The 9,972-nt window shown below is 65.1% G+C and carries 20 protein-coding genes and 1 pseudogene; 15 read left to right on the top strand and 6 right to left on the bottom strand.

Annotated features, from left to right (window positions below; all coding sequences use genetic code 11):
* Positions 1 to 218 (bottom strand): annotated as a pseudogene (locus AC04ME_RS19030) (transposase); the annotation flags it as partial.
* Between the two features lie 139 nt (positions 219 to 357).
* Between AC04ME_RS19030 and AC04ME_RS19025 the strand changes: the two are divergent.
* Positions 358 to 552 carry a hypothetical protein gene (locus AC04ME_RS19025; protein ID WP_475436579.1) on the top strand — a complete coding sequence of 65 codons (195 nt, stop codon included), beginning with the start codon at positions 358 to 360 and terminating at the stop codon, positions 550 to 552.
* A gap of 170 nt (positions 553 to 722) precedes the next feature.
* Here AC04ME_RS19025 and AC04ME_RS19020 read toward each other — a convergent pair whose 3' ends face one another.
* The 4 genes from AC04ME_RS19020 to AC04ME_RS19005 all read right to left on the bottom strand — a co-directional run bounded on the left by AC04ME_RS19020 (position 723) and on the right by AC04ME_RS19005 (position 3,546).
* Positions 723 to 1,973: a cation:proton antiporter gene (locus AC04ME_RS19020; RefSeq protein WP_455905696.1), complete on the bottom strand. Its 1,251-nt coding sequence runs from the start codon at positions 1,971 to 1,973 to the stop codon at positions 723 to 725.
* Between the two features lie 78 nt (positions 1,974 to 2,051).
* On the bottom strand, positions 2,052 to 2,396 hold the full coding sequence (locus tag AC04ME_RS19015) for a hypothetical protein (RefSeq protein WP_270410248.1): 345 nt from the start codon (positions 2,394 to 2,396) through the stop codon (positions 2,052 to 2,054).
* Positions 2,393 to 2,986 carry an Asp23/Gls24 family envelope stress response protein gene (locus AC04ME_RS19010; RefSeq protein ID WP_402610432.1) on the bottom strand — a complete coding sequence of 198 codons (594 nt, stop codon included), beginning with the start codon at positions 2,984 to 2,986 and terminating at the stop codon, positions 2,393 to 2,395. The genes AC04ME_RS19015 and AC04ME_RS19010 overlap by 4 nt, the downstream gene beginning before the upstream one ends.
* Positions 2,983 to 3,546, bottom strand: coding sequence for an RNA polymerase sigma factor (locus tag AC04ME_RS19005; RefSeq protein WP_270410253.1), 564 nt, complete (start codon positions 3,544 to 3,546; stop codon positions 2,983 to 2,985). Before AC04ME_RS19005 ends, AC04ME_RS19010 begins: the two co-directional genes overlap by 4 nt.
* 139 nt (positions 3,547 to 3,685) lie before the next feature.
* Here AC04ME_RS19005 and AC04ME_RS19000 point away from each other — a divergent pair, with 139 nt between their 5' ends.
* The 14 genes from AC04ME_RS19000 (at position 3,686) to AC04ME_RS18935 (ending at position 9,735) form a co-directional block, all read left to right on the top strand.
* On the top strand, positions 3,686 to 4,168 hold the full coding sequence (locus AC04ME_RS19000) for an Asp23/Gls24 family envelope stress response protein (RefSeq protein ID WP_113680267.1): 483 nt from the start codon (positions 3,686 to 3,688) through the stop codon (positions 4,166 to 4,168).
* On the top strand, positions 4,165 to 4,353 hold the full coding sequence (locus tag AC04ME_RS18995) for a DUF2273 domain-containing protein (protein ID WP_061015492.1): 189 nt from the start codon (positions 4,165 to 4,167) through the stop codon (positions 4,351 to 4,353). The genes AC04ME_RS19000 and AC04ME_RS18995 overlap by 4 nt, the downstream gene beginning before the upstream one ends.
* Positions 4,353 to 4,763 carry a hypothetical protein gene (locus tag AC04ME_RS18990; RefSeq protein WP_113680268.1) on the top strand — a complete coding sequence of 137 codons (411 nt, stop codon included), beginning with the start codon at positions 4,353 to 4,355 and terminating at the stop codon, positions 4,761 to 4,763. Before AC04ME_RS18995 ends, AC04ME_RS18990 begins: the two co-directional genes overlap by 1 nt.
* Positions 4,760 to 5,344, top strand: coding sequence for an Asp23/Gls24 family envelope stress response protein (locus AC04ME_RS18985; protein ID WP_113680269.1), 585 nt, complete (start codon positions 4,760 to 4,762; stop codon positions 5,342 to 5,344). The genes AC04ME_RS18990 and AC04ME_RS18985 overlap by 4 nt, the downstream gene beginning before the upstream one ends.
* On the top strand, positions 5,341 to 5,955 hold the full coding sequence (locus tag AC04ME_RS18980; protein WP_475436576.1) for a hypothetical protein: 615 nt from the start codon (positions 5,341 to 5,343) through the stop codon (positions 5,953 to 5,955). Before AC04ME_RS18985 ends, AC04ME_RS18980 begins: the two co-directional genes overlap by 4 nt.
* A 19-nt stretch (positions 5,956 to 5,974) precedes the next feature.
* Entirely contained in the window at positions 5,975 to 6,169 is a 195-nt protein-coding gene (locus AC04ME_RS18975) for a hypothetical protein (protein WP_455905692.1), read from the top strand.
* A gap of 16 nt (positions 6,170 to 6,185) precedes the next feature.
* Positions 6,186 to 6,455, top strand: a complete 270-nt coding sequence (locus AC04ME_RS18970) for a hypothetical protein (protein ID WP_455905691.1) — start codon at positions 6,186 to 6,188, stop codon at positions 6,453 to 6,455.
* Between the two features lie 32 nt (positions 6,456 to 6,487).
* A complete protein-coding gene (locus AC04ME_RS18965; protein WP_061015498.1) occupies positions 6,488 to 6,754 on the top strand; it encodes a GlsB/YeaQ/YmgE family stress response membrane protein in 267 nt (88 codons plus the stop codon).
* Between the two features lie 44 nt (positions 6,755 to 6,798).
* Positions 6,799 to 7,347, top strand: coding sequence for a hypothetical protein (locus AC04ME_RS18960; RefSeq protein ID WP_475436574.1), 549 nt, complete (start codon positions 6,799 to 6,801; stop codon positions 7,345 to 7,347).
* Between the two features lie 186 nt (positions 7,348 to 7,533).
* Entirely contained in the window at positions 7,534 to 7,695 is a 162-nt protein-coding gene (locus tag AC04ME_RS18955) for a hypothetical protein (RefSeq protein WP_402610425.1), read from the top strand.
* 55 nt (positions 7,696 to 7,750) lie between these two features.
* A complete protein-coding gene (locus AC04ME_RS18950) occupies positions 7,751 to 7,921 on the top strand; it encodes a CsbD family protein (RefSeq protein WP_113680274.1) in 171 nt (56 codons plus the stop codon).
* An 83-nt stretch (positions 7,922 to 8,004) separates the two neighbouring features.
* Positions 8,005 to 8,211, top strand: a complete 207-nt coding sequence (locus AC04ME_RS18945) for a hypothetical protein (protein WP_402610423.1) — start codon at positions 8,005 to 8,007, stop codon at positions 8,209 to 8,211.
* A 79-nt stretch (positions 8,212 to 8,290) separates the two neighbouring features.
* Positions 8,291 to 9,232, top strand: a complete 942-nt coding sequence (locus tag AC04ME_RS18940; protein WP_475436571.1) for a diacylglycerol/lipid kinase family protein — start codon at positions 8,291 to 8,293, stop codon at positions 9,230 to 9,232.
* Positions 9,233 to 9,288: 56 nt separating this feature from the next.
* Positions 9,289 to 9,735, top strand: coding sequence for a DUF7882 family protein (locus tag AC04ME_RS18935; protein ID WP_455905688.1), 447 nt, complete (start codon positions 9,289 to 9,291; stop codon positions 9,733 to 9,735).
* Here the strand turns inward: AC04ME_RS18935 and AC04ME_RS18930 are convergent.
* A partial coding sequence (locus AC04ME_RS18930) for a transposase (protein WP_475436568.1) occupies positions 9,715 to 9,972 on the bottom strand: 258 nt, incomplete at its 5' end. The genes AC04ME_RS18935 and AC04ME_RS18930 overlap by 21 nt on opposite strands.

The raw sequence follows: 9,972 nt of genomic DNA, 5'->3' as shown, positions 1-9,972 counted from the left end.
AGCAGGGACCTGGCGATGTAGTTGGTGAGGTTGCGGAACCCGAGGGCTGAGCCGCGGAGGTGTTCGAGCCGGCCGTTGATCGCCTCCGTAGGCCCGTTGCTGGTGCCGGGGCGGTCGAAGTAGGCCAGCACGTCGGCGGCCCGCTTCTTCAACGTCCGGCCCAGCGTGATGACCTCGATCAGCGCGGCCGGGACGCCGTCGCTGACCGACTCGATCAGCTTGGTCATGAGTTCGCGGTCCCTCAAAGCAGGCACTCCTCGCCGTCTCGCCTCAGCTCAGTGAGGAATAACGAACCGAAGGACTCAGTCGGTCCGTCCGTGTTGGACCGACACGACCGGTTGAAAGGAATACAGCACAATGGAGAACCCCTTGGACGAGCGAGAAGGCGATCGCGAACCTTCAGCGGTCGTCGATGAGGACCTGAGTCAGCTCATCGAAGCGGTCACCGAAGAGCATGCCGAGGAGGGTGCTGCGGCGATGGCAGATCAATTGCGAGATCGGGTGCCGGAGACCCGGGCGGCAGCAGAGTCGCCCGCGGACATCGAAGAGTAGCGTCCACGACCTGGAGTCCCGGTCGATTCTGGCGGAGTTATCGCCTGGTGGTGATTTCTTGAATGCGTCGTCGGCGGTATTGGGTAGTCACGATGTTGTGACTCCCACCCGCATCCCATCTCGAGCCTCTCGCTGAGGAGGCGCTGCCGGGGCGTTGCTGGCGATGAGGCTCAGACCGGTGTCGTCGCGACGTCCGTGTGGTCGCCGCCGCGTCGGCGGGTGATCCGGTGGCGGGTGGTGTCGATGAGCCGCATGGTGGGGGTGGCGGCGAGGCCGTGGACGATGATGGAGCCGACGATGACGAGGGCGACGATGGACCAGAGCCTGTCACCGTCGGGGAAGTAGCCGTTCTGGGTGGCGTAAGCGATGTAGAACAGGGATCCGACGCCGCGGACGCCGAAGAAGGCGATGACGCTTCGTTCGCGGGGTCCGGTCTTTCCGGGTGTGAGCCCGATCCATCCGGCGAGGGGGCGGATGATGAGCAGGATCAGCAGGGCGATGAGGATTTCGATCCAGCCGATGTCGGCGAATAGGCCGCGGGCGATGGCGCCCCCGAGGAGGACGACGACGGCGATGGTGAGGAGTCGTTCGATCTGTTCGACGAATTTGTGGAGGACTTGGTGGTAGCCGTGTCCTCGTTCTGAGGCGCGGATGGTGACGGCGCAGATGAATACGGCGATGAAGCCGTATCCTTCAGCGGTCTCGGCGATGCCGTAGGCGAGGAATATCGCGGCGATGGCGACGAATCCTTCGGCTTGGTCGACAACTTTACGTCCGGACAGGTGCGCGGAGAAGAAGAGTCTGCCGAAGAGCCAGCCGGTGCCGATGCCGGCGATCACGCCGATGGTGATCCGCCACAGCACGTCGATGAGGAACCAGTCGGTGAACCACGCTGATGGGGCGAGGCCGACCATGCTGATGGCGATGGCGGCGTAGGTGAAGGGGAAGGCGAGGCCGTCGTTGAGTCCCGCTTCGGAGGTGAGCGCGAACCGCACCTCATCGTCGGCGTTCTCGTCGTCGACGGGTTCGCTGACTTGCACCTCGGTGGCGAGCACCGGGTCGGTGGGGGCGAGGGCTGCGGCGAGGAGGAGTGCGCTGGCGGCTCCGAGTCCGAGACCCACCCATCCGAGGACTGCCACGGCGGCGATGGACAGCGGCATGGTGATGGCCAGCAGCCGCCACGTGGTAGACCAAGTTCGCCAGCGCAGCGGCCGGTTGATGGCAAGACCGGCACCCATGAGGGAGACCAGGACGCAGATCTCGGTCAGATGCAGCGTGATGTCGGGGTGATCGCTCGGATGCGGGTCGGGGAGGTCGGGGATGAGAGCGAACACGATGATGCCTGCGGCGAGGAACACCATCGGGATCGAGAGGGGAAGTTTGCCGAGCAGTCGCGGGAGGAGGGCTGCGGCGAGGGTCATCACGCCGATGGCGGCGAACAGGAGGGTGTCGTCGGTGAATTCCAACGCCGCTGTGGGCAACAAGGTACGCGGCTCGTCTTAGGCGATGCGGGAGATCTGGACGGTCACGGTCGCATCGTGGTCGTCGGGGATAAGGGCGAGGAGGGCGTCCGCCACGTGGGCTGCGGCTTGCGGTGCGGGGGTGTGGCGATGGGTGCCGATTCGGGCAGTGAGAGTGTGCGCGGCTCCGTCGCTCCGCACCTCGACCAGGTTGATGCGAGAAGGCGTGCCTGAAACCAGGGCGGTGACCAGCTGGGGCGCCTGTGTGAGAGTGAAGGCCGGTGGGTAGATGTCGATGACGCTGTCGATCTCGAGCACTGCCGCGGTGAGGGTCTCCGGGTCCAGGGCGTCAGCGGAGAGCGGGGTGTCGATGTTGCTGGTCATGGCATCTCCTGGGTGGTGGTGTTGTAGCCGTGCAGGTCTTCGACCGTGACGTTGACAGACATGACGTTGAGGTGAGTGTGGGTGGTGAGTGTCTCACGGACAGCGTCACGCAATTCGCTCGCGGCTTCGGGAATCGGGTACTTCCAGGCGATGCTGGCGGTCACGGTGACATCGACGGGTGCACCGGGGGTTTCGACATCTCCGTTGAACTGGCATTTTCCGATGATGATTCCGGGCACGTCGTCGCCGACATTGCGGATCAGGGCGCGAAGAGCACCTTCGGTGACGGTGAGGATCACGCGAGGGTCAGGGTGGTGAAGCGGCACAGATCTACCCGCACGGACCTCGTCGTGGATGGTTGCCATGAGTTGTTCCATCCAGTTCGCCGGTGGCGCGGGAAGGTTCGCCGCGTCGTGGGCGAGCAGGTCTCGGCTGAGCTGCGAGACGCCGCTGAGCGCCTCGAGGGCGTTGAGGCATTCTGGGCAGGTCTCGATGGACGGGTCGTAGGGGATTCGGTCAGCGGAGAGGTAGTCGCTGAGCTCTTCAATGGTCTTCCCGCAGTCCAACGTGCGGGGTGTCGTGTCAGTCACCGCCATTCCTCCATCTGCGCGAATATCGACGCGCGTGCTCGGGATAATTTTCCCCGGACGGTTGTGCGGGGGATGTTGAGTTGTTTCGCGATGTCGTCGTAGCTGAGTTCGGCGACCTCTCTCAGCAACCAGGCTTGTCGGAGGTCAGGGGGGAGGGTGTCCAACGCCCCGGCGAGGGCTTGGAGCTGAGCGTTTCGGATCGCGACGTTCTCCGGTTGTGTATCGGACGGGTGGGCAGCTTCCAGGATGGGAAAAGGGTCTTCGTGCGGGCGGCGGCGGAGGTGTTTGAACGCCTGCCTGCTGGCGATCTGCATCAACCAGGCTTTCACCGCCTTCGGATCACGCAGTTCGGGTAGGCGCCGCCACGCGGTGTAGAGAGAATCTTGTACGACGTCGTCGGCTTCGGTGACAGACCCCACGATGCGGCTGACATATGCGCGCATCAGCGGCGAGTGCCTGCGGATCAGAGCCTCGAAAGCAGCCGCATCGCCCTGGGCTGCGCGTTCGACGAGGATCTCATCCGGTGCAGCTTCTAGGCCCTGTCTCCGTGGTGAGGTCATGGGTCTGAAAACTTTCTCAAACTATTTTGTGACGAATCGGCCGGAACGGGACTCTTACTTGTAGAGCGAACATATCGCTCTGAACGCGATGCCTGTGAGGTGGTTGCGTTCTCCTGTTCCAACCGTTAGAAGGACTGCAATGGCTACCGAAGACCAGACCCCCACCACCCCCGGTGCCCCCACGCCCGCTCTCGGCGGCTCGCGCGTGGACCGCACCACCCCGGCCCGTCCCACCGCGGACGACACCGCTGCCGGCAAGACGACCATCGCCGACGGCGTGGTCGCCAAGGTTGCCGGCATCGCTGCCCGTGAGGTTCCCGGCGTGTACGCGCTCGGTGGCGGTGGCGCCCGTGCGATGGGTGCGATCCGCAGTGTGGTGAACGCCGATGACAAGTCCCAGGGCGTCAAGGTCGAGGTCGGCGAGACCCAGGCTGCCGCCGACATTACCATCGTCGTGGAGTATCCGATGCCGGTCCAGGAAGTCGCTTCCAACGTCCGCGCCGCGGTCAGCGGTGCGATCAGCCAGCTGGTCGGTCTCGAGGTCGTCGAGGTCAACGTCGAGGTCAACGACGTGCACCTGCCGTCGGACGACAAGGACGAGGAAGAGTCGCGCGTCTCATGAGCCCGACCGTCACCGGCGCCCTGATGGGCGTCATCCTCGCCGTCTCGATCCTGCTGTTCGGGTTCTGGGGATTCCTCCTCGTGGCCCTGTTCATGGGAATCGGCGCGCTCGTCGGTCGGATCATGTCGGGCAAGCTCGACGTGCGCGGCCTCGCGAACGCGTTCTCCGGCCGGCGCACCTCGTGATGAGTGCGGCTGGAGCCGGCCAGGCCGGCGGCGACCTCACGCGGGTCGCCGCCGGGGCGTCGCACGACGCCTCGCCTTACCCTGGCCGCATCACCATCAAAGAGCGCGTGCTCGTGAAGGTCGCTGAGGAAGCGACTGCCACCACCCTTCGGGTGGATCGCGGTGACGTATCGGTGGGGGTGTCGGAAGCGCGGGGCGGAATAGCCCTGACGATCCGCACACCCCTCCCGATCCCACACCTGGACGACACAGCCGCCATTCGTGCCGGCGCCCCGGTCCTGGAGCGTGTGCAGACCGCGCAGGAGCAACTCCGGGACCGCATCGCGCACGTCACCGGACGTGAGGTCACCCGGGTGAACATCACCATCACGGGTGCCGTCATCGCCGAGCAGAAGAAGAGAGTGAAATGAGCTCCCCCGCCTTCCGCCGCGTCCTGCGGCGCGAAACCCACTCGCCCCGCACCGTCGCGATGATCATCGCGGTCGTGCTGCTGCTGGTCGTGCTGATCTACATCGGTACCGAGATCGTGCTGTTCCTGCTCGCACAGCCCGCGCTGCTGCTGGGGCCCGCGGCCGCGGCGACGTGGCTCATCGGGTTGCCGACCGCGCAGCCCGGATGGCTCGTCGCCGTCTTCGGGGTCGTGATCGCCGTGCTCGGCGTCATCTTCGTGTTTCTCGCCCTAGCCCCCGGGCGGCTGTCCAAACACCAGATGCAGCACGAGAACCGTGCTGTGCTCGTGGACAACGGCGTGATCGCCGCATCTGTCGCCCAGCATCTGAGTGACGAGACCGGCATCGCCCGCGAGGACATCACCGTCGGTGTCTCGCACCGCACCGTCGATGTCACCGTGCGCCCCGCCGTCGGCGTGCCCCTCGACAAAGACCCGATCCAGCAGCTCGCGGCTACCGAGGTGGACAGCTACCAGCTCACACCCAAGGTGAAGACCCGCGTGCGCGTGGAGCGCCCGAAACAAAACGAGGACGAGCAATGAACCGCACCAACCGTGCCTTGAACAGGATCGTTCTGTTCATCGTCGGCATCCTGTTCCTGGCCATCGGCACCGTTCTGGTCGCCATCATCGTGTGGCCCGCTGGCGCAGAATACTGGACCGGAGCAACCGAGGCCGGGCAGGGATGGCTGGACAACGCGATTGCCACCACAACAGTCGGAGCGACCACCATCAGCTGGATCGCTGTGGCCGCCATCGTGCTGATCCTGTTTCTCGTCATCCTCCTCATCGTCGCGCTCACCCGAGTGGGCGGTGGACGCTCCCATACGGTTCTGCGCTCCACAGGAGCGCAGAATCCACTTGGACGCGTCACCGTGCAGGAATCGTTCGTGTCCGACGCTCTCAAGAACTCCCTGGACCAGCGGGACGAGATCCTGTTCTCCTCGGTCACCGCCAACGACATCCGCAAGACCCCGGTCATGCACGTCAGCGTGACACCGCGGCAGAACACCTCCCCAGCCCAGGTGGTCGCAGACGTTGACCAGCTCGTGACCAACCTGGCGATGTTGACCGGAAAGAACGTCCAGACGTACATCTCGGTGCACTCCGGCCTGCGCGCCAAGCTCGCGCACGACCAGCGCCGCCTTTCCTGACCGCACGCAAAGGATCGACATGACCTATCTCCGCATCCTGTTCGTCGCCGCCATCGCGTTCGGCGCCTACACGCTCGGCGCCCGCGCCGGCCGTGGCCGGTACCGCTCCATCAAGAAAAACGCGAAGAAGGCGTGGGACACGCAGGGCATGCGCTCCGCGCGCAAGACCACCAAAGCCGGCAGCCGCAAGCTGACCCGAGCCCTCGCCAAGTAGACGGAAGAGAACTCTCATGGCCTCAGACACCGACAACACCATCGACCACGCCGCCGACACGGCCCGCGACGCCATCAACAAGACCGCGGACGCCGCGAAGGATAAAGCAGATGATCTCGGCCCCTCCGTGACCGACACCGTCGACAAGGCCCGCAGCCTCATCAACGACGGGCTGGACAAGCTGCGCACCGCCTACCACGACAACCCCGCACGTGTGCTCACCATCGGCGCGGTCTCCCTCGCCGGCCTGATCGCCATCCTCACCACCCTCGCCCGCCGCGACTGACCCGTCGCAACCCCGCACAGAAAAGACACCCCATGGGATTCCTCGGATTTCTCCTCCTCGGCCTTATCGCCGGCGCCATCGCCAAACTCATCCTCCCCGGCAAACAGGGCGGCGGCTGGTTCATCACCCTCCTCCTCGGCGTCGTTGGCGCCCTCCTGGGCGGATGGCTGGGAAGCGTGCTGTTCAACGCCCCCTTGGAGGAGTTCTTCTCCCTGCAGACCTGGCTCCTCGCCATCGGCGGATCGCTCATCGTCCTCCTGATCTACGGCTTCTTCGTCGGCCGTAAAGCCAAGTCCTAACCGCACCTTGCTCACAGCTCACACTCACCGATAGGAACCGCACCATGACCGGTCGCAACACTCTTGTTCGATCCCTGCACGACGTGGGGCTGGCCGCATGGTTCGGAGGCACCCTGATGGGCGCCGTCGGCCTCAACGGCGGAACCGCGAAAGCCACCGATCCCGCGGAGCGTCTGCGACTGTCCTCCATCGGGTGGGCCAAGTGGGCGCCCGTCCAACTGGCCGCGATCATCGCGCACGGCATCGGCGGGGCCGGCCTCATCCTTGGGAACAAGTCACGGTTGACCGCTCAGCCGGGATCCCGAACGAACACGAAAGTGAAGTTCGCTCTCACCGCTGCCGCTGCCGCTGCCACCCTGTACGCCGGGATCCTCGGCACCAAGATCGCCAAGCATGCAGACGAAGGTGGCGAGGGCGTCACCGAAGCTGACGAGGTAGCGTCGCCGGAGGTGACCTCCGCGCAACGCCAACAGCGTGTCGTGCAGTGGGTTCTCCCCGCCCTCACCGGTGTTCTCATCGTGCTTGGCGCACAACAGGGCGAACAGCAACGTCCTGTCGCCGGGCTGCTGCACCGCCTCACCCACCGGAGCTGAGCATGTCGAGCCAAAAGCACGACTCGAAGCCCGCCGACGATGCCGGCGAGGAACAGGACTCCAACACGCCTCGCGAGCCTCTCCCTGAGACCACGGACGACGAAGGTCGCCCGCTCGAAAACCCTTCGGGCTGATCCGGCGTGCACGCAAACCCGCTCATCACCACAACAACTGACAGGAGACCACATGAACGATTCGCGCATAGACCGCTCCACGCAGGGCGATGACGAGGACGACGCCTCGGTAGATGACGACTCCGCAGCATCAGCGGGATCCGAATCCCCTGAAGAGGGCCAGGCGGCGATGGATGCCGCCGAAGACGCCGTCATCAACTCCGACGACGACTGACCACCACACACGCCCCGCACACGCGGTGCACCACCACAAGGGAAGGGAACCCGACATGGGACTCGACGACAAGATCAAGAACGCCGCGCAGGACCTCACCGGCAAGGCCAAGGAAAAGCTGGGCAACGCCACCGACAACGACAAGCTCGCTGCCGAAGGCGCCGCCGACCAGGCAGAGGCGAAGGTCAAGAAGGCCGCTGAGAACGTCAAGGACGAACTCAAGTAACTAGCCGGGTGGGGAGGAACGTGCCCCCCGCGGGTCCTCCCCACCTTCCCCTCGAGAATATCAACGTCCAGAAAGATCCCACGATGACCGAGAACGACAAGCCGCTGTCAGAGGACACCTCCGTGGAAGGTCCCGAGGCGGAGACCCCCACAAACGACTCCGACGGCACCACCAAACCGGGCGGGCTCGGGGGCGACGGAACGATCCCCAACCACCCCGGCGGCATCGCCGCCGGCCACACCGGCAACGCGTCCACCTTCGAACCCGAAGAAGACGAGCACGCCGAATAGGCACTCGGAACACGCAAGCCGGTCGCACGCCAGCCCGAGGCGCGGCCGGCTTGCGCCGTTCCCACGAAAGGACCCACCCATGACCCGTCGACTCGCCATCGTGTGGAACCCGTCCAAGACGGACAAAGACACCCTCAGCGAAGGGCTCACCGTGTCCCTTCAGGAGGACACCACTCCCGAGGTGTCCTGGTGGGAGACCACCGAAAGCGATCCCGGCGGAGACGCCACCCGCCGCGCGGTCGCCTCCGAACCGGACCTCATCGTCGTCGCCGGTGGTGACGGTACCGTCCGTGCTGTCGCCGAGCACCTCGCCGACATCCAGTCGCCCATCGAACTGGGCATCGTCCCGCTGGGCACCGGGAACCTCCTCGCCCGAAACCTCGACGTCCCCCTGAACGACATTCCCGCCGCCTTCACTCGAGCCCTCACCGGCACCCCGCGTGACGTGGACATGGGCTGGGTGGACGTGGACCTGACCGACGGCAAAGAGCGTCACGGGTTCGTGGTGATGGTGGGATTCGGGATCGACGCGCACATGATCGCTGAGACCGACGATGACCTCAAAGACAAAGCCGGCTGGCTCGCTTACGTCGAGTCACTTGGTCGTGCTTTCGCCGCCAGCGATGTCGTCCCCTTCCACATCACCGTCGATGACCAGCCCGCCCGCGACGAAGAAGGGCATACTCTCCTCATCGCCAACTGCGGCACGCTCCAAGGCGGGTTTACCCTGCTTCCCGATGCGGACCCGTCCGACGGTGAACTGGACTACCTGCTGCTCAGCGCAGAAGGCGTCGCGCAATGGGCGGGAACACTGAAGACGATGCTGTGGGACAACGGACTCAAACGCCTCATCAGCAGTACTGATGAGACCACCAGCACCGATACCGTCACCCACGCCCGTGCCCGAAAACTTGAAGTGACCCTCCCCGGCCCGCGCCCCTTTGAAATCGACGGCGAGCAGATCGGCGACACCGACTCATTCACCGTCACGGTCCAGCCCGCGGCCCTCCACATCCGATAGCCACGCGTGGCCGTCGATCACCGCCGCAGAACGCGCCCAGTCGCGACACGGATACGGTGACGAGAAACGGAGGAAGAGAGAAGAGTTTGGGTCTGTTCATCTACGGCACCATGCCCAGCATCCCCTTAGAAGACCGGATCCTCGCGCACCTGCGGATCGTTGCGATGAACAAGCTGCGGCGTAGTGAACCATTCATGCTGGACCTTGATACCGGTGAGGTAGCTGCACGCCGCGCACTGTGGATCCACCCCGCGGTGCCGCTACAGTTCCACTTCCACGGCAGCCGCGAACCACGCATCAATCGCGATTGGATAGAGGAGCTCATGCGGGCCGCGAACAGCGCTCACGGACTCAGCCTCCTCCCCGAACCGGGTAGCGCGCTCCGCGGTCGACACCGTACAGAGCGAAAACAATCCCACCGGGATCGCTTACCGCCCCCGCGCTCCGATGCACCTCTCCTGGAGTCCGAGGTCAAAATAGGCTCATCCGATTCCAGGGTGTAGTCGCGGTCTGAAGCCGCCGGTCTCGAGCAGGGACCTGGCGATGTAGTTGGTGAGGTTGCGGAACCCGAGGGCTGAGCCGCGGAGGTGTTCGAGCCGGCCGTTGATCGCCTCCGTAGGCCCGTTGCTGGTGCCGGGGCGGTCGAAGTAGGCCAGCACGTAGGCCAGCACGTCGGCGGCCCGCTTCTTCAACGTCCGGCCCAGCGTGATGACCTCGATCAGCGCGGCCGGGACGCCGTC

The sequence above is a fragment of the Microbacterium sp. LjRoot205 genome (genome assembly GCF_056175745.1).
Note: the sequence above shows the minus strand (reverse complement) of the source record. Positions and strands in the feature narration are given on the sequence as shown.